The 18,810-nt window shown below is 35.8% G+C and carries 20 protein-coding genes; 15 read left to right on the top strand and 5 right to left on the bottom strand.

From position 1 onward, the window contains the following. Positions 1 to 13 precede the first annotated feature (13 nt). From galU to GSH73_RS08900, 5 genes are all read left to right on the top strand, one after another. Positions 14 to 922: a UTP--glucose-1-phosphate uridylyltransferase GalU gene (gene galU, locus GSH73_RS08920; protein ID WP_014758354.1), complete on the top strand. Its 909-nt coding sequence runs from the start codon at positions 14 to 16 to the stop codon at positions 920 to 922. A 22-nt stretch (positions 923 to 944) separates the two neighbouring features. After that, the gene (locus tag GSH73_RS08915; RefSeq protein ID WP_014758355.1) at positions 945 to 1,883 is read left to right on the top strand and encodes a YveK family protein; all 939 of its coding nucleotides are present in this window, start codon (positions 945 to 947) and stop codon (positions 1,881 to 1,883) included. Between the two features lie 157 nt (positions 1,884 to 2,040). Further along, the gene (locus tag GSH73_RS08910; RefSeq protein ID WP_014758356.1) at positions 2,041 to 3,090 is read left to right on the top strand and encodes a YkvI family membrane protein; all 1,050 of its coding nucleotides are present in this window, start codon (positions 2,041 to 2,043) and stop codon (positions 3,088 to 3,090) included. 97 nt (positions 3,091 to 3,187) lie between these two features. Further along, positions 3,188 to 3,841, top strand: coding sequence for a DUF2225 domain-containing protein (locus GSH73_RS08905; RefSeq protein WP_014758357.1), 654 nt, complete (start codon positions 3,188 to 3,190; stop codon positions 3,839 to 3,841). A 64-nt stretch (positions 3,842 to 3,905) separates the two neighbouring features. Then, complete coding sequence (locus GSH73_RS08900) at positions 3,906 to 6,605, top strand: calcium-translocating P-type ATPase, SERCA-type (RefSeq protein ID WP_014758358.1); 2,700 nt, start codon at positions 3,906 to 3,908, stop codon at positions 6,603 to 6,605. Between the two features lie 3 nt (positions 6,606 to 6,608). Here GSH73_RS08900 and GSH73_RS08895 read toward each other — a convergent pair whose 3' ends face one another. From GSH73_RS08895 to GSH73_RS08885, 3 genes are read right to left on the bottom strand one after another with little or no spacing between them, the layout of a single operon-like run. After that, positions 6,609 to 6,941 (bottom strand): hypothetical protein, encoded by a 333-nt coding sequence (locus GSH73_RS08895; RefSeq protein ID WP_014758359.1) that lies wholly within the window; start codon positions 6,939 to 6,941, stop codon positions 6,609 to 6,611. A 53-nt stretch (positions 6,942 to 6,994) separates the two neighbouring features. After that, on the bottom strand, positions 6,995 to 7,411 hold the full coding sequence (ndk, locus tag GSH73_RS08890; protein ID WP_014758360.1) for a nucleoside-diphosphate kinase: 417 nt from the start codon (positions 7,409 to 7,411) through the stop codon (positions 6,995 to 6,997). After that, the gene (locus tag GSH73_RS08885) at positions 7,412 to 8,821 is read right to left on the bottom strand and encodes an MFS transporter (protein ID WP_014758361.1); all 1,410 of its coding nucleotides are present in this window, start codon (positions 8,819 to 8,821) and stop codon (positions 7,412 to 7,414) included. Positions 8,822 to 8,995: 174 nt separating this feature from the next. Here GSH73_RS08885 and GSH73_RS08880 point away from each other — a divergent pair, with 174 nt between their 5' ends. From GSH73_RS08880 to GSH73_RS08865, 4 genes are all read left to right on the top strand, one after another. Continuing rightward, positions 8,996 to 9,805 (top strand): lipid II flippase Amj family protein, encoded by an 810-nt coding sequence (locus tag GSH73_RS08880; protein WP_014758362.1) that lies wholly within the window; start codon positions 8,996 to 8,998, stop codon positions 9,803 to 9,805. An 81-nt stretch (positions 9,806 to 9,886) separates the two neighbouring features. Further along, positions 9,887 to 10,363, top strand: a complete 477-nt coding sequence (locus tag GSH73_RS08875; RefSeq protein WP_038069401.1) for a ribonuclease H-like YkuK family protein — start codon at positions 9,887 to 9,889, stop codon at positions 10,361 to 10,363. Positions 10,364 to 10,535: 172 nt separating this feature from the next. Further along, positions 10,536 to 11,723 carry an FprA family A-type flavoprotein gene (locus tag GSH73_RS08870; protein ID WP_014758364.1) on the top strand — a complete coding sequence of 396 codons (1,188 nt, stop codon included), beginning with the start codon at positions 10,536 to 10,538 and terminating at the stop codon, positions 11,721 to 11,723. Between the two features lie 63 nt (positions 11,724 to 11,786). Next, positions 11,787 to 12,980 (top strand): NAD(P)/FAD-dependent oxidoreductase, encoded by a 1,194-nt coding sequence (locus GSH73_RS08865; protein WP_233432468.1) that lies wholly within the window; start codon positions 11,787 to 11,789, stop codon positions 12,978 to 12,980. A gap of 18 nt (positions 12,981 to 12,998) precedes the next feature. Here the strand turns inward: GSH73_RS08865 and GSH73_RS08860 are convergent, their stop codons facing one another. Beyond that, positions 12,999 to 13,862 (bottom strand): phosphatase PAP2 family protein, encoded by an 864-nt coding sequence (locus GSH73_RS08860; RefSeq protein WP_014758366.1) that lies wholly within the window; start codon positions 13,860 to 13,862, stop codon positions 12,999 to 13,001. A gap of 165 nt (positions 13,863 to 14,027) precedes the next feature. Between GSH73_RS08860 and GSH73_RS08855 the strand changes: the two genes are divergently transcribed. From GSH73_RS08855 to larC2, 6 genes are all read left to right on the top strand, one after another. Then, positions 14,028 to 14,498 (top strand): hypothetical protein, encoded by a 471-nt coding sequence (locus tag GSH73_RS08855; RefSeq protein ID WP_014758367.1) that lies wholly within the window; start codon positions 14,028 to 14,030, stop codon positions 14,496 to 14,498. 82 nt (positions 14,499 to 14,580) lie between these two features. Further along, positions 14,581 to 15,096, top strand: a complete 516-nt coding sequence (locus GSH73_RS08850; protein ID WP_014758368.1) for a CDP-alcohol phosphatidyltransferase family protein — start codon at positions 14,581 to 14,583, stop codon at positions 15,094 to 15,096. A gap of 65 nt (positions 15,097 to 15,161) precedes the next feature. Continuing rightward, positions 15,162 to 15,989: an ATP-dependent sacrificial sulfur transferase LarE gene (gene larE, locus GSH73_RS08845; RefSeq protein WP_014758369.1), complete on the top strand. Its 828-nt coding sequence runs from the start codon at positions 15,162 to 15,164 to the stop codon at positions 15,987 to 15,989. Beyond that, a complete protein-coding gene (larB, locus tag GSH73_RS08840) occupies positions 15,976 to 16,731 on the top strand; it encodes a nickel pincer cofactor biosynthesis protein LarB (protein WP_014758370.1) in 756 nt (251 codons plus the stop codon). Before larE ends, larB begins: the two co-directional genes overlap by 14 nt. 4 nt (positions 16,732 to 16,735) lie before the next feature. Next, on the top strand, positions 16,736 to 17,467 hold the full coding sequence (gene larC, locus GSH73_RS13720; protein ID WP_014758371.1) for a nickel pincer cofactor biosynthesis protein LarC: 732 nt from the start codon (positions 16,736 to 16,738) through the stop codon (positions 17,465 to 17,467). A gap of 35 nt (positions 17,468 to 17,502) precedes the next feature. Continuing rightward, complete coding sequence (gene larC2, locus GSH73_RS13715; protein WP_014758372.1) at positions 17,503 to 17,898, top strand: nickel pincer cofactor biosynthesis protein LarC2; 396 nt, start codon at positions 17,503 to 17,505, stop codon at positions 17,896 to 17,898. 12 nt (positions 17,899 to 17,910) lie between these two features. Here larC2 and GSH73_RS08825 read toward each other — a convergent pair whose 3' ends face one another. Next, positions 17,911 to 18,489 carry a biotin transporter BioY gene (locus GSH73_RS08825; protein WP_014758373.1) on the bottom strand — a complete coding sequence of 193 codons (579 nt, stop codon included), beginning with the start codon at positions 18,487 to 18,489 and terminating at the stop codon, positions 17,911 to 17,913. Between the last annotated feature and the right edge of the window lie 321 nt (positions 18,490 to 18,810).

The following is an 18,810-nucleotide window of genomic DNA, read 5'->3' as shown; positions in this document are numbered from 1 at the left end:
TGGGGGAATACGCATGAAAATAAGAAAAGCGATAATACCTGCGGCAGGGCTTGGGACAAGATTTTTGCCTGCAACAAAAGCACAGCCAAAAGAAATGCTGCCAATAGTAGACAAACCTACGATTCAGTATATAGTTGAAGAAGCTGTAAACTCTGGCATAGAAGACATACTCATAATAACCGGAAGAAATAAAAGAGCCATAGAAGACCACTTCGACAAATCAGTGGAATTAGAATTAGAGCTTAAGAAGAAAGGCAAAGAAAATCTTTTAAGCCTCGTTGAAGACATAACAAACATGGTTGACATACATTATATAAGGCAGAAAGAGCCAAAAGGATTGGGCCATGCCATCTACTGTGCCAGAACATTTGTAGGCGATGAGCCTTTTGCAGTTTTATTAGGAGATGATATAGTTGATGCAAAAGTGCCAGTATTAAAACAGATGATAGAGCAGTATGAAAGGTACAACTGTTCAATAATAGGTGTACAAGAGGTGCCAAAGAGCGAAGTAGACAAATACGGCATAGTAGACGCCAATATGATTGATGATAGGCTTTATAGAGTAAACAACCTAATAGAGAAACCAAGGATAGATGAAGCGCCATCGAACATGGCGATATTAGGAAGGTATATAATATCTCCCAAGATATTTGAGATATTGGAAGATGTAAAACCTGGAGCAGGAGGAGAGATACAGCTTACAGACGCACTTAAATTGCTATTGGAGTATGAAGCCATATACGCGTATGATTTCGAAGGGAAAAGGTACGATGTAGGAGACAAGATGGGGTACTTGAAGGCAACGATAGAGTACGCCTTAAAGCGAGATGATTTGAAGGATGAATTTAGAAAATACTTAAAAGAAATTGCGGCTACTGCCGAAAAATATTATGAAGAGGTCGCTATACACAGTGAAAAATAAATAACAAAATAGGAGGAATAAGATGGAAGAAGAAATTTCTTTGAGAGAATTGTTGGAGATTATATGGAAATGGCGAAGGACAATTGCCATTATAACTATTGCATCTGTATTGATAGCTGGTTTATTGAGCTTTTTTGTGATAAAACCTACTTATGAAGCAACTACGACTATAAGTGTATCAGACATAACGCCCCAAACAGGATTTTTTGGTTCAAATACGACAGTTGTTTTGCCTAATCAAAATAGCAATGATGGGTCAATGATACAAAGCGATACAGCTGATAAAGATTTATCGTATTTGTTGTCGTCTATTTTAAAGTATCAAGATATGACAGTAAATACATATAAAGAGGAAGTCACGAATCCACAAGTATTGTTAGATACGATTAAACAATTAAAGCTTGACCCTAAAAGATACACGCTTGATAATTTTAAAAATGAAATTGACGTGCAAACAATTGATAATACTAATTTAATAACAATTACTGTAAAAGAGAAAGATCCTAAATTAGCGGCTAAAATAGCTGATGCTATTGCAGCAAATTTTAAATCTTACATAGTATCAAGAAATAATAGGCAGACAGATAAACTTATAGCCACGATAGAAAGTCTTATAAATCTGCAAAATTCAAAGATTGAGACAGCCACAAACGCATTAAACAGTACAAATCCTGCAAACAAAGCTGAATATGAACAAAATCAGACAAAGTTGAACCTTTTAAAAAGCACGAGAGATATAATGATGGAAAAGTACAACATGCTTCAACTTGTAAAAGCATCTAACTTAGGTGAACAAGGCATAATGGTTACATCAAAAGCCATCGTTCCTGATAAACCTGTATCGCCCAAGAAATCATTAAATATAGCAATTGCCTTTATATTAGGCCTTATGGTAAGTGTGTTTGTAGTATTTTTTGCGGAATATTGGAAAAGCACCAGTGTCAAAGTTGAAAATAAATAATAGAGTTAAACAATGAAAATCCCGTTTTGTAAAGACGGGATTTTTGCATTAGTTGAACAATTTTACAATTGGTTTTATAGTATTAAAAGTGACATATAAATAAAAATCGTTTTGGAGAATATATATATTAGTGAAAAAGTGCTTAGGAGGCGTAATCTTGAAGAATAAAGGATTGTCGGTATTTTCAATTGCTGCTACATATATAGGTACTGTGGTGGGGGCTGGATTTGCATCTGGACAGGAAGTACTGCAATTCTTTGGGTATCACGGTGTCAAAGGATTTGTCGGTCTTTTTGCTGCTGCTATTATATTTATTGTATACGGGTATTTTATATTGCTTTTGGGTAATAAGCTTAATGCTGCTTCCCATTATGAGGTCATTATGAATATTGGAGGTCCTTATTTTGGCAAAATAATGGACTTTGTAATCATATTTTTTTTATTCGGAGCTTTTACAGCAATGGTGGCTGGAACGGCAGCGATTTTTAAAGAACAGTTTGGGTTGCCATCCCAATTTGGAGCTGTTTTTATGGCTGTAGTATCTGTCATGACAGTATTGACAGGGATAGCAGGCGTTATTTCTGCTATTTCTTTTGTGGTGCCGATTTTGCTGGTAGGAGTATTTTTGGTGAGTGTATTAGCTTTGCTTTATACACCAGATATTTCTGTGTTAAGTCGCATATCTATGCCGTTCGATGCAGCTGTCAAAAACTTTTTCGTATCTGGAATCATCTACGCTTCATATAATTTGCTTATGTCTGTAGCAATATTAGCACCTCTTGGAAATCAAACAAAGAATAAATCAGATTTAAAATTAGGCGCTTTATTTGGCGGATTAGGTTTGTGGGCTGGTGCCACAATGATCTTGGTGGCAATTCTTTTGAACATGCCTCAGGTTTCCAATTATCAGATACCTATGCTTTACATCGCTGGCAGATTCTCAACATTGCTTAAGCTAATATACAGCTTTATATTAATCGCAGAGATTTATACGACAGCGGTTGGGAATCTTTATGGTTTTGTGGCGAGATTGACCGATGTTAAAAGCACATTGTATAAGGTCTGCACAATAATAACAGGTGGCGTAGGACTTATATTAAGCGGGTTTGGATTTTCAAAATTAGTGCACTACATGTATCCAGTTGCAGGCTATGCTGGAATTGTGATGTTGATTGGGATAACATATGGTTTGATGAAGAAAAAATGATGTAAATAAGCTATTTTGCTAATATTTTTTGTGTGTAATTCGAAATATATATTGGATAGATAGTATTGCTGCAGACTTCATAGACAGGAGTGAAAATATGAACTCTTTTTTGTACGATGCAAAAACAAAATGCCCAGTATGTGGCAGGGAATTCACTTATACTAAAGTTAGGATGTCCCATTTAAGAACTGTAGAAATCAGAAAGGATCTGTATATTAAGTATGATGGAATAGAGCCTTTTTTTTATGATCCTATTGTATGCCCAAATTGTGGGTATGCTGCATTAAGCGATTCGTTTGACAGCATTACCGAAGAAAGCAGAAAAGAAGTTCTCTCAAAAATAACCACAAACTGGACGAAAAGAAAGTTTTCTGGTGAAAGGACACCTAAAAAGGCCTTAGAATCGTATCTTTTATCTTTGTATTGTTCAGAAATAAAGAACGATAAAGATATAATATTTGCTAAGACATGTTTAAGGATAAGTTGGATATACGATATATTAGGAGATACTGCCAATAAAATGAAGTTTTTGAAAATTTCATTAGACAAGTATGAGAAAGCGTATGCAGGAAATGATTCATTTGAAGGTGAGATACAGCTTATATATCTGATAGGTGAGTTAAACAAGCTATTAGGCAATAGAGATGAAGCTTTAAAGTGGTTTAACAAAGTAATAAATCATCCATTGCGAAGCAATTATTCTATGATAGTGGATTTTGCAAGAGATGAATGGCAAAGCCTAAAAATATGAGGTCATGTTTTTACATGTGACCTCATATTTTTATATGAGGAGAAATGTACAAAGGGGGATACAAATGTTTCAGACAAAGAAACCAGAAAATAGTACAATCTACTTTTTTAATGCTGAATCCGCTAAAAATGGGTTAAGTCAGCAAGAAGCACAGAAAAGATTATTGAAATACGGTCCAAATGTTCTTGATGAAGGTAAAAAGTTGACTGCTTTCGATATTTTTTTAGACCAATTTAAAGATTTTATTGTGATGGTTTTGCTGATTGCAACGCTGATTTCTGCTCTTATGGGTGAAATAGCCGATGCAGTGACGATTACGGTTATCATCATCCTTAATGCGATTCTTGGTTTTGTGCAAGAATACAGGACTGAACAGTCGCTGGACGCTTTAAAAAAGCTTTCCGCTCCATCTTCAAAGGTTTTAAGAGATGGCGCTTTAAAAGAAATTCCTTCAGAAGAAATAACAATTGATGATGTCATAGTCCTCGAAGCAGGCGACAAAGTCCCAGCAGATGCTATTGTATTTGAATCATACAACCTTAGATTGGATGAATCCATTCTGACTGGTGAATCTATTCCTGTGACAAAAGAACCTGCAGAAATAGGGAATAGAAAGGCCGCTTCAAAGAACAGCTTCATATACATGGGTACTGTAGTCACAAGCGGACGCTGCAAAGCTTTAGTTGTTGATGTAGGCATGAGGACTGAAATGGGCAAAATTGCAGGTATGATTAAAGATATCGACGATAACATGACACCGCTTCAGAGAAGGCTTGATAAATTAGGCAAGATCCTTGTAACAGGTTCTTTATTAATTTGCGCTCTTGTAGTGGTAATGGGAATCATTAGAGGCGAATCTATCTATTATATGTTTTTATCTGGAGTCAGCCTTGCAGTGGCTGCCATACCTGAAGGGCTTCCTGCCGTTGTTACAGTGTCGCTTGCAATAGGAGTACAAAGGATGTTAAAGCGAAATGCGATTGTCAGAAAACTGCCGGCTGTAGAAACTCTTGGATGTACTAACGTCATCTGCACCGATAAAACAGGCACTTTGACGGAAAACAAGATGACAGTTAAAAAGATTTTTGTAAATGATGGCATTGTGGAGATTGAAGGCAAGTCAAACAATGTTAAATTCACATTGAATGGTAGAAAAGTAGAACCTATTTACGATCCTGCATTGAAAAGGCTATTAGAAATAGGTTGTGTATGCAATAATGCAGATGTAAAAATAGAAAAGGTCAAAGTAAGAAATGAAGTTGTGGAAGATGTAAAATACGTTGGAGATCCTACAGAAGCTGCTATCATGTATGCTTCAGTTTTAGGAGGCGTATCTAAAGAGTACGCAGAGAAAAATATGAGACGCATTGAAGAAATTCCATTTGATTCAGATAGAAAAAGGATGAGCGTGATAATTGAAGAAGGTGGATTGATTTACGCATTTACAAAAGGTGCGCCTGATGTGGTAATAGAGCTTTGCAATAGGATTTTGAAAGACGGTAGGGAGGTTTCTTTAAGTCAAATTGAAAAGAAAAGAATACTTGATGCAAACGAAAGGTTTAGCCGGGAAGCTCTTAGAGTGTTGGCATTTGCCTATAGGAGGCTTCCTAAAGGAGTTGGATACGGTGATCCATCATTTATTGAGAGGGATTTGGTCTTTGTCGGATTAGAAGGAATGATAGATCCACCAAGAAAAGAAGCATACGATGCTGTGTTAAAGTGCAAATTAGCAGGTATCAAACCTATAATGATAACAGGCGATCATAAGTTGACTGCTGCAGCCATTGCAGATGAATTAAATATGCATTCAAAGACTGATAATATCATGACGGGTGATGATATAGACAAGATGGATGATAAGAAACTCAATGAAGCAGTGGAAAATACCACGGTTTACGCGAGAGTTTCTCCAAAACACAAATTGAGGATTGTGAGAGCCTTAAAGAGCAGGGGATATGTTGTAGCCATGACTGGAGATGGGGTAAATGATGCACCTGCCATTAAAGAAGCTGATATTGGCATTTCTATGGGAAAAAGCGGTACTGATGTGGCTAAAGAGGCATCTTCTATGATTTTGACTGATGACAATTTTGCCACCATTGTAGCGGCAATTGAAGAAGGGAGAATTATATACGACAACATAAGAAAATTTATAAGGTATTTATTGTCGTGCAACATTGGAGAAGTAATAACGATGTTTTTGGCTGCTTTGTCATCTTTGGAGCTTCCGCTTGTTCCTATACAAATTTTGATGGTAAATCTTGTGACAGACGGGCTGCCTGCATTGGCATTGGGGCTTGATCCCGCTGATAAAGACATAATGAATTTAAAGCCGAGAAAGGCAGATGAAAGCATCTTTGCAAACGGCCTTGGGATAAGAATAGGCATCGTTGGAACATTAATGGCTGTTTGCACGTTGTCATCGTACATATTTGCTTTGACTTACGGCACATTGGACAGGGCAAGAACAATTGCGTTTTCGACTTTAGTCATGGTGGAGCTCATACATTCGTTTGAATGTAGATCAGAGAGGCATTTGATATTTGAGTTAGGCTTATTCACAAATAAATATTTGGTAGTTGCAGTTGCTGCATCATTTTTGCTTTTTCTCTCAACTATATACATACCATTTTTAAGCGCTGTCTTCAGGACTGTACCTTTGACTTGGTTTGACTGGCTGGTAGTGGTATTTTTTTCATCTATAGAATTTGTTTTTAACAATCTATATACTGCCTTTGTGTTGCCAAAAAAAGAGGCGAAGTAAATTTTACTTCGCCTCTTTTAAAACTTTCAAAGAATATCTAAGTTCTAAATAATTCACAAGTTTTTTTACTACGTCTTTCTTATCGTCATTTATGAAATTCCATTTATGTCTGTAGTCTGCAATGATGGATTCCGATATTGTACTTTGATTTAACACATCTCTTTCAATGTCTTTGTATATAAAAAGCCTTGAAACCCTTCCAGCACCTTTTGACAATGTCTTTGGATTTATTCCGTAATCGACGACATCAGCTTGCACTAAAGCATACCAATTGTAGTCGTCTATCTTTCCATATATAATTCCATACTTGTTGGTTTTGCTGTATACTTTGATCATTGAATATTCTCCTCCAATAGAATTTTTCTTCTATTAGAGTTTATTTACTTGTCCTAAATTTTATTCGCGTATTCTGGAAACCATAAAAGTATTTCTCTTTTTGCACTTTCCAAGCTGTCAGAGCCGTGCACTATGTTGAATGTCGTATTTGTGCAAAAATCTCCTCGTATTGTACCTGGCTGAGCATCTTCAATTTTTGTAGGGCCGTTTAAAAGCCTTACTATTTTAACAGCATTATCGCCTTCTAAAACCATGGCGAAGACGGGGCCAGACATCATGTAGCGGATGAGATCATTGTAAAAAGGTTTGTCTTTGTGTTCTTCATAATGTTTTTGAAGTAAATCCAATGAAGGCCATATGACTTTTGCGGCTACAAGGTTAAGTCCTTTGCTTTCGTACCTCTTTAATATCTCGCCTATGAGCCCTCTCTTTACACCGTCTGGCTTTACCATAGCAAATGTTTTTTCCATTTACATTCCATCCTTTTCTAAATTATTCTTTTTATTAATTTTATCCCTAACAAGGGATGTTAATGCACAGATTATGGAAAATATTCCTGCGACTATATAAGCATCTCTCAATCCAAGTAAAAATGCGCTGCTGCTATTTATTTTAAGCGATTCATAAAACATCTGCCTGTTGGTAAATATTGCACTTCCCATGGCTATACCAAGAACCATTCCTGCATTTCTCATTGTAGCTAAGAAGGCAGACGCAATGCCAAGTCTATTTTTTGAAACACTGCCCATTATAGAGCTGTTGTTAGGCGTCTGAAAGATTCCGTTGCCAATGCCGAAAAGACCTAATCTTAACATTATTGATGACATTGATGAATGCAATGTCAGCGTTGACATAGAAAAAAGTGCCACCGCTGTAATCAAAGCACCGATAGTAGATAGAATTTGCGCTCCATATCTGTCAGATAAAATGCCGCTTAACGGTGCGACAACAAGCATTATAAGAGGAAAAGACGTCATTATGATACCGGACAAATCTGTAGAATATCCGATTTTTTGCAAAAGAAAGGGTGTCAAAAATGTCATGGTGTTTTGTGCCATAAAATTTATTAATGTGCTTAAATTTCCAAATGTAAATAACCTTATTTTAAATAAGCTCAAGTCAAGCATCGGAAATTCTACTTTGTACTCTATTATCACAAATGCTATAAAAAATACAATAAATGTTAATAGAGATATGATGCTTAAAATAGACGTCCAACCCCAAGTACCGCCTTCGGATATAAACATAAGAAGAGCCGTGAGAAAGATAAACGCTGATAGTGCTCCAAATGGGTCAAATTTTTCTGGCACTCCTTTGTTGTCAGGAACCACTATTTGAGCCCATATAAATCCAATTATGCCTATTGGTATGTTTATATAAAATATAGATCTCCATCCTAAGTACGTAAGCAAGAAACCGCCTAATGTAGGCCCTATCGAAAGACCGACTGACACGGCCATTGCATTAAAACCTAATGCTTTACCTCTTTCGCTTGGGGGAAATGTAGCAGTTATTATAGCTGGAGCCATTGACATAAGCATTCCTGCACCAACAGCTTGAAAAGCTCTTACGATAATAAGCATGTAAATGTTGTTAGACATGCTTAATATGGCTGATGTAACGGAAAAAGTTATTAAACCGTACTGATATAGCTTTTTATAGCCTACCATGTCCCCAAGCCTGCCAAATGTCAGCATAAGACTTGAAAGCATCAACAAGTATGTCATGGAAATCCAACTGGTTGTGGTAATATCCGTGTGAAAAATTTTTGCCAGTTGTGGCATTGCAATATTTGTCACGCTGCCGTCTATAGGACCCATGACTGTACCTATTAATACGGCAGATAAGATTATCCATTTATTAGTGCGAAGTTTTTCCATACGTGCCTTTTCCTTTCTTGTAGTTTTTATAGTGGTTTTGACATAAAAAATTATAACACAGTTTTTACCTAAAAACGAAATGAAGAGTGATTTTAAGGATCATGGTCATGTATTGCTTTTTTTGTTAAATATGTCTATAATTTAACTGTATATTTTAGCTTAGGATGTGTGCAGATGGTAGATGTAAAGAGGCTATTAATCGTTTGCTTTTTCACAATGATAATAAATTTGATTGATACACTATCGTATTCCATAAGGCCATCCGGTGTAAGGACCAGGAAACTGGCAGTATCACTGTCATTGTTTAACATAATGGCTGTAATTTCCAGATTGTCAAACATGATTCAAGGGCCGTTTTTAGGAAGCCTTGTTGATATATCCATAAAGTACAAAATGGTTTCAGCATTAAGCGTTGATATGAGATTTGTCTTGTTGTCGGCTACATTAGGCGCTTTGATAGGTGCACCGTTAATGCCTACATTTGTTTCAGTGTTTTCATCTGCTATAAACGGCATGGAGAAAGCCGGATCTGTGCCGAAACTTGTACTTATGTCTTTAAAGTGGAGCAATATAAAGAAAATAGGGACTAAGATAGTCTTACCTAAGATTAGTATGCTAAGGGGCATTAAAGAGACGAAAATACCTAAAAGCTTTTTGGTTTACAATGTGGTGATAACTTCTATATACACAACAGGCATTATATCGTCATTGTATGCAGGCGCATTGCTGCCTGAGTTTAGGACTACAGCAAGTCTGCTTTCTGGAATAGTCAATGGATTCGCCACAATCCTTTTGACAGTTATTGTCGATCCTGTTGCAGCGCTTATTACGGATCAAGCACTGGCAGGGAAAAGGACACAGCAAGACGTAAATACAATGGTGATATTATTGGTGTTTGGGAAAATAATAGGTACGCTATTGGCGCAGATAGTCTTTGTGCCAGCATCTCATTTGATCCTATTTGTCACAAAATTGATTGTTTAATGAAAATTTAACACAGAAGAAACGAAAATAGTGTATAATATATAAAAAAGGTTCTTATAGGAATCAAAGGAGATGGGTGCCTTGAATTTTGTAAATCCAACAAAAGGCGTTTTGGATATTGATAAGATGTTTAATGATATTGTAGAGTTTATAAAAAGTGATAAAAATTCCAAGTACAAGCTTATGATAGGGACTGATTCACAGCCTGGCAAAGTCATATGCTTTGTTTCTGCAGTAATCATATATCGCGAAGGAAAAGGTGCCAGGTATTACTATAGGAAGTTTCAACATAAAAAGATTCCATCTCTAAGACAAAGGATTTTTATGGAGGCTAATTACAGCATAGAGCTTGCAAATATATTGTCATCAAAATTTGAAAAAATGGGTAAGAAAGATTTTAATATAGAGATACACCTTGATGTTGGAGAGAATGGCATGACGAAAGATATTATAAAAGAAGTAGTAGGTATGGTTACTGGCTGTGGCTTTGATGCACAGGTAAAACCTGATTCATACGGAGCAAGCAAAGTAGCTGATAAACACACAAAGTCAATGTAAATCATGTTCAACGGAAACCTCTTTTGAGGTTTTTATTTTTTTAGCAGCAAATTTCATTTTAAATTTTGAAAAATTATTTTTTTAACTATTGCAATATTGGCAGCAAGTGGTATAATTAAATTAAAAGAAATATAATATTAGTTGATAATTATTATCCACAAGAGGTGATATTATGGATAAAGTTGTAAAAATAAAAAATGACGTTTATTGGGTAGGCGTTTTAGATCCTGATCTTGAATATTTTGATATAATATGGAGGACACCGTGGGGAACTTCTTACAATTCATATCTTGTAAAAGGAAAAGAAAAAATAGCATTGATTGAAACGGTAAAAGAGCCGTTTTACGATGAGTACGTTGATAAGATAAAAAGTCTTGTAAACTTAGAGGACATTGATTACATCATTGTAGATCATACGGAACCTGATCACTCAGGTGCATTGCCAAAACTTCTTAGAGAGGCGGCAAATGCAGAGGTTATCGGCAGCAGAACGGCTATAACTTTTTTGAAAGGACAGATAAACCGCGATTTTAAATTTAGGATCGTGAATGATGGTGACTCTATCGATTTAGGCGGTAAGACATTAAAATTCATCATGGCGCCGTTTCTTCATTGGCCAGACACGATGTTCACGTATTTAGAAGAAGAAAAGATTTTGTTTACATGTGATGCTTTCGGCTGCCATTATACTCCTAAACATCTTTTTAATGATCTTGAAGATGATTTTAGAGAAGCGTACAAACTTTATTTTGATTCCATCATAAGTCCATTTAAGCCAAAGGTTTTAGAAGCATTGGAAAAAATTAAGGATATTCCTCTCGATGTTATAGCTGTAGGACATGGACCTGTCTTAAGGAAAAATATCGATAAATATTTGCAAGATTATAAAGAGTGGAGCAAAGAAGATGGCGTTCACAAGAAGAAAGTGCTTATATACTATGTTTCTGCATATGGAAATACGAGAAAAATGGCAGAGGAGATTGGCAATGGCATAAGAGATTCTGGAGTCATAGATGTTGAAATATATAATGCAAAAGCTGTCGACTTAGATAATGCAAGGGATAAAATGGAAAAGGCGGATGGACTTTTGTTTGGATCACCTACAATTACCGGCGATGCTGTGGAACCTATATGGAATGTCATAGATAAAATAAATCCGATAAAGAACAAAAATAAGCCTGCTGCTGTTTTTGGATCTTATGGATGGAGTGGTGAAGCAATACCACTGATGGAAGAAAGGCTTAAAAGCCTTAGGCTAAATTTAGTTGAACCGGGTCTTAAAGTTAATTTTATTCCAAGCGATGACGATATTGAAAGATGCAGAGATTTTGGAAGAATATTTGCTTCATCGCTTGTATAACATAAAAGTGTTATATGCGTCATGCATATAACACGTAGCTAAATTTTTACATAGAAAGGACTGATGATATTGAAATTTATGATCATTGGAAATGGAATCGCTGCACTTCAAGCTGCTGAAAACATCAGAAAAAATGACAGTGAATCAAAGATCACGATGATCTCGAGGGAGAAATACAACACATACTACAGAGTAAAATTGTCGCATTTGCTTGGACAGCAATTTGATTTAGAAAAATTATATGTAAAACCTAACCAATGGTATGAAGACAACAATATAGATGTTTTGCTTAAGAGAAATGTGACGTCAGTGGATACAGATAAAAAAATTGTGAAATTGGACGACGGCAGCATTTTAGAATACGATATTTTAATAATTGCGTCTGGAAGCTATAGTTTTATTCCTCCAGTTAAAGGAAACGATAAAAAGGGTGTTTACGCTGTAAGAAGCCTTGACGATGTGGAAAAATTAAACGAGTATATAAATGGCAAAAAACGAGGTGTAGTAGTGGGAGGTGGATTGTTAGGACTTGAAGCGGCGTGGTCGTTAAGGCAAATTGGTTATGACGTGACAGTTATAGAATTTTTCCCAAGATTGTTGCCTAAACAGTCTGATGAAGAAGGTTCGAGGATTATTGAAAAGATTATTGAAGATAGCGGCATAAAACTCGTGTTAGGTGCAGAAGTAGATGAGATAACCGGTGATCCAGCAGATGGTGTTGTGCTTAAAAATAAAGACAAAGTCGATGCTGATTTTGTGATATTTTCAGCAGGCGTAAGACCTAATTTAGATGCAATAAATGGTTCGGGCATTAAAATCAACAAAGGGATATTAGTTGATGATTTTATGAAGACAAGTATTGATGATGTATACGCGGCAGGTGATGTTGCTGAGCACAATGGGAAAATATATGGGCTTTGGACCGTCGCTTTAGCACAAGGAAGGACGGCAGGTTTAAATGCCGTTGGCGTTAAGACGGCATACAAAGAAGTCCTTCCATCAAGCACATTGAAGATAACTGGCGTGGATGTTTTTTCGTCGGGAGATATTTTCGATGAAGCTGCAGCAACTTACAGATATAAAAATGGAAATGTTTATTATAAATTGTTTGTAAAAGAAAATAAATTGATAGGAGCGATTCTCATAGGCGATATAACTTATTCTGCAAAAGCGAAGAAAGCTATTGATTCCAGAGTTGATTTAAAAGAACTTTTAATTTCAGCGAAAGATGCCAAGGAGGTATTAGAAAAAATATAATACTTGGAGATCTAAGTATTATAAGAGCTTTTTATTAAGTTTAAGTTTGTTGAATAGAAATGGTGCACCAATTGAAATCCATAGTCCTCCAACGAAATATCTTAAACCATTAAAGATATCGGTATATGGCATCAAGTATTTTAAAACGATTAGTATTACAGCAAAAATCGATAAACCAATTATCAACTTTGCTATTTGACCTTTGATTGTGTTATTTACGGTAAATTTAAAGTAATGGTCGTCGATAAAATATCCTATCGTTGTGCCTGATGCTAATGCCATGTATTCGAAATTTTCATTGTATGGAAATAGAATTATCAATCCTAAAGGCACAATTAGCGAAAGAATTATTTTGTATACAAGCTTCGTGTCGTACTTGCTTTCTATAATTATGCTGTCTACAAGCTCTGCGACTATCACCACTAATAAAGCGATTAAAATTCCACCAACTATATCGACAGGCCAGTGAACACCGAGGTACAACCTGGAAAGAGAGACCAATATTATTGCAGTTACGCCTAAAATTTTTGTGATTTTTTTATTGTATTTAAACATCATTGTGCCCCAAAACGTAGTTGTGCCTTGTGCATGGCCACTGGGAAATGAATACCCACCAGCGGATTGTGTAAAAATCGATCTGATGCCAGGGTATCCAATCGGTCTTTGAACCATCGTCACGTTTTTTATTACTGTATTGACGTATATAGATGACAAAAGCACTAATCCTAATTTAAGCCCAAATCTTTTATCAATGCACCAATAAAATAGAGGCAATGCTAAAAAATAAAAGAATGAGCTTCCCATCATCGTTATACCGATAAAAAAATAATCTAAAATTGGATTTGTTAAAAGCTGAATATCCTTTATAATAGCTGCTTGCATTTTATCACCTCGATATATATATTCTACAAGTTTAGAAATCTTCCTTCAATATCAAATCAGTAATTTATAAAATTATTTAGAATCATTTTTGTCGAAAATTATTTTCCTTTAAAAAGAAGGATTTTTAAAATTTATAAAGAATAATAATATATAGGTGGTGTTAATGTGAAAGCTGAAAAAGTATTTTTGAGAGATGTGGAAAAGAGGGACAAAAAGTCATTTTCTATATGGCTTAAAGATGTTGACGTAGTGAAATTCTTGATAGACATGTTTAAGGTCTCAAGAAAAAGTGAAAATGTATTGAATATTCCCTTTGGGAAAAACAGAAAAATATTTATATTGCAGACAAATGAGGGAGAAAACATAGGCTTTTGTGGACTTTACAATATCAATTGGCAGCTTAAAAGATGCAGCATGTATGTTTACATCGATGATTATGAAAATGTAAGCGATGATGTGATTAGCGATGCTATGAATTCTATTGTAAAAAGCATAGGTCTTTTGAAGAAATTCAGGATATTAGAAGTTCACGCTAAAGCTGATATATTGAAAAAGTATATAGAAAAAATGAACGATGGTAGAAAATGCGACAACGAGTCTGTTTTTGAGATAGGATTAAACGGTAAAATTGTGTGAAGGCCTTGAAGGCCTTTATTTACTTTTTGTCAAATAAATAATATAATACAATACAAGCGATAATTGTTTAAGAGGTGCTTTTATGAACATACCGAATACACTGACTTTGATTAGGTTTGTACTTATACCTGTTTTTGTTTACAGTTTTTTTTACATAAACAACGGTAATATTTATGCTGCAGTCGTGTTCTTAATATCTGGTATTACTGATGTGCTTGATGGGTATATTGCTCGCCATTATAATCAGATAACGAAGGTAGGCATATTGATGGATCCGCTGGCGGACAAGTTGATGATTATAACTGTCCTGTTGAGCCTTTGGGCAAAAGGAGTAATACCATTTTTTATAATATTGATCGTCATTATAAAAGAAGTGACGATGATAATAGGTGCATTTATTTTGTACAAAAGGAGAGATATCACAATACCTGCTAACAGGTTTGGAAAGACTGCGACACTTCTTTTTTATGTAGCTATAATTTTTTCTATATTTGATTGGCCCTACGGTCTTACACTTATGATAATAGCCTTGCTTTTAGCACTTGTAGCCTTTTTTATTTATTCGATAGAGTTTAGGCTTTACAATAAAAAGCAATGATGTTCTAATTCGAAAGTTTTGTTTTTCGAGTTTTTTGTGTTATATTTTTTTGAGGGGGTATGGCTATGAAACTTGAAGAAAAATACGAAAATTTAAAGAAGTACATAGAAAAACTTGGAAGTGCTGTCATAGCTTTTTCCGGAGGAGTTGATAGCACTTTTCTTGCAAAAGTCTGCTATGATGTTCTTAAGGATAGATGTTTAGCTGTTACTGCTACATCTTCTACATATCCGCAAAGAGAATTTAGAGAAGCGCAAGAATTGGCCAAAGAAATTGGTATAAGGCATAAAGTCATAAGATCTGAGGAGTTGGAGATAGAAGGCTTTTCAAAAAATCCTATAGATAGGTGTTATTATTGCAAAAGCGAATTGTTTTCAAAGTTAAAAAATGTGGCAGATGAGGAAGGCATTAAGTATGTTCTTGACGGCACAAACTACGATGACACAGGAGATTTCAGACCTGGAAGGCGCGCAGCAAGGGAATTAGGCGTAAAAAGTCCTTTATTGGAGTGCGGATTTACGAAAAACGATATAAGAGAGATGTCTAAAATTTTGGGACTTCCGACTTGGAACAAACCTGCTTATGCATGTCTTTCTTCTCGCTTTCCTTATGGGCAGGAAATAACAGATGAAAAATTGTCTATGGTGGATAAAGCGGAGGAATATCTTTTGAATTTAGGCTTTGTAGGTTTTAGAGTAAGACATCATGGGGATATTGCCAGAATAGAACTTGACCAAAGACAGATTAACATGATGCTGGATGAATCTGTGAGAAAAAATGTAGTTTCAAAATTAAAAGAGATAGGGTTTAAATATGTAGCTCTTGATCTTGAAGGGTATAGGACAGGCAGCATGAATGAAGCCGTAGCGGAGTTGATAAATGATGTACGATAATTATATAAAAGATGTATTAGAAAAGTACAATAGCGGAATCATGAAATTAGATGAAGCTTTAGAAAAGTTAAAAAAACTTCCTTATGAAGATTTAGGCTTTGCAAAGATAGACTACAATAGAGAAGTCAGGCGCGGATACCCTGAAGTCATATACTGCGAAGGTAAAACCCCTGAACAAGTAAGAGAAATAGCAGCAAGAATGTACGAAAAAGGCAGTGATGTTTTAGGTACGAGAGCATCATTGGATCATTTTAAGGCAGTAAAGGAAGTATGCGATAATGCTGTTTATTACGATGTGGCGAGGATAATATCAATAAGAGCAAATGAGGCAAAAAAGACAAAAGGTGTAATAGGAGTTGTTGCAGCAGGCACATCAGATCTTCCTGTTGCGGAAGAAGCGGCTGTAACTGCTGAGTTGATGGGCAATACTGTGAAGCGCATATATGATGTAGGTGTTGCTGGAATACACAGATTGATGAGCAAAGTGGATGAGCTAAGGAGTTTTAGAGTCATAATATGCATTGCCGGAATGGAAGGTGCTTTGCCTACCGTTGTAGGAGGGCTTGTCGCATGTCCAATCATTGCGGTACCCACAAGTGTAGGATATGGAGCTAATTTTCATGGGCTTTCGGCTCTTCTCGCGATGCTTAACTCATGTTCAAGTGGTGTCAGTGTTGTCAATATTGATAATGGATTTGGTGCAGCGTACTCCGCAAGTTTGATAAATAGGATAGGAGAGTAGATGTATGAAGCTTTTGTACTTTGACTGTTTCGCGGGAATTTCAGGAGATATGACTATTTCATCTCTTTTAGGACATGGCATAGATGTAGACAAATTTAAAGAGGAGCTGAATAAGCTTTCATTAAGTGGATACAGCTTGAAATTTGGAACAGCTAAGAAGAATGGGATAACTGCAAATACTTTTAAAGTCGACTTTGATGAAGAACATCACCATCACAGGACCATGAAGGACATTGAAGACATAATAAATGGCAGTTTGTTAAATGATAACATAAAAGAGATGAGCCTTAAAATATTTCGCAATTTGGCAGATGCCGAAGGAAAAGTCCATGGCATGCCGCCTCATGAAGTTCACTTCCATGAAGTGGGAGCAGTAGATTCCATCATTGACATAGTTGGGACATCTGTGCTTGTAGACATGATAAAACCTGATAAAATCATCTTTTCGAAATTGCCTTTAGGGTCTGGATTTGTGAAAAGCCAGCATGGTTTGATACCTATTCCGGCACCAGCTACAGCAGAATTATTAAAAGGCATACCTGTATACGATAATGGAGTACGCGGTGAGCTTGTGACGCCTACAGGTGCGGCAATAGCTAAAACATTGGCTCATGAGTTTGGAGCGATACCAGAATGTGAATTTGAATCTATAGGATATGGAGCAGGGAATAAAGATTTTGAAGTGCCAAATGTTTTGAGGACGATTATAGGTACTGTAGAATTAAAAAAAAAGTAGAGACCGTTTATATCCTCGAGACAAATATCGATGACATGAGCCCGGAGTATTATCAGTACATATTTGATAGGCTTTTAAAAAGTGGAGCTTTGGATGTCTATGCTACTCCCATATTTATGAAAAAACAAAGACCGGCCAATATGCTTTCTGTGCTTTGCAAGGAAGAAAATTTGGATATTTTAAGAAAAGTGATTTTCGAAGAAACATCTACATTTGGTTTAAGGCAGTATAAAGTGGATAGATATGCTCTTGAAAGAAATTTCAAGGTCATCAGGACACCTTTTGGTGATGTAAGAGTCAAAATGGGTTATCTTGATGGGAAACTCATAAAATCCCATATAGAGTCAGATGACGTAAGAATAATAGCCGAAAAAACAGGCCTTTCTGTGCAGGCTGTTTTAAATGTTTTGCGTCAGTATGATGGCACATAAAAACTGAAAGCATCATCTTTCAGTTTTTATGTGCTTTTTTAATATCGGCATCAATTTTAAAGCTAAGTATGAAGACAGTAAAACTTTTATAAAATCACCAGGTATGTATGGCAGTGCACCTAATAAAATTGCTTTTTTTAAATTTAATTGTGCTACAATACCTAATTGTAGAACTCCCAAAAGATAGACTATCACTATGCCGCCGATTATATTAGAAACAATCAGCTTCAAAAAGCTAATCCTTCCATATTTTAATACTGTAGATGTGACAAATGATGCGATTGGCATAGCCAATAAATATCCACCTGTAGGGCCCATAAGTATTCCTATGCCACCGTGAAATCCTGCAAAAACAGGTATTCCGATTGCGCCAAGTGCCAGATAAATGATCATGCTTAAAAAAGCTGTTGCTGGTTCTAAAAGGCTTCCAGACAACATTAATGCCAATGTTTGACCTGTTATTGGCACAGGAGAGAAAGGAAGTGGTATACTTATAAAGCTTAGCACTACAGTGATTGATGCAAACATAGATGCTAATGTCAGCTTTTTTAAATGTAAAGATAAAGACTTGTTTGAATTGTAGTTATTCAAAAGATTCACCTCCAACATAATTTATTTGTATTATACAAAATGCGACAGATATTTGTCAACCTGATATTTAAATTTAGTTAACAAATAAGCGATATTGACAATTTGTATGTTAATGTATATATTAATATTAATAAAATATTTTGCTGTGATAGTGAGGAGTAAATGTACCAGATAAAAGAGATGGATTCCCAAGGCTGAAAGGTTTCCTTATTGTTGAGTACATTGAAGGTAGCACTGGAGCAAGTAAGCTGAAACATAAGTAGGCTTAAACGGGTATGCCCGATACAGCTTAAGTTATAAAATAAGGTGGTACCGCGGAAA

The sequence above is a fragment of the Thermoanaerobacterium aotearoense genome (assembly GCF_009905255.1).
Lineage (GTDB): Bacteria > Bacillota > Thermoanaerobacteria > Thermoanaerobacterales > Thermoanaerobacteraceae > Thermoanaerobacterium > Thermoanaerobacterium aotearoense.
Note: the sequence above shows the minus strand (reverse complement) of the source record. Positions and strands in the feature narration are given on the sequence as shown.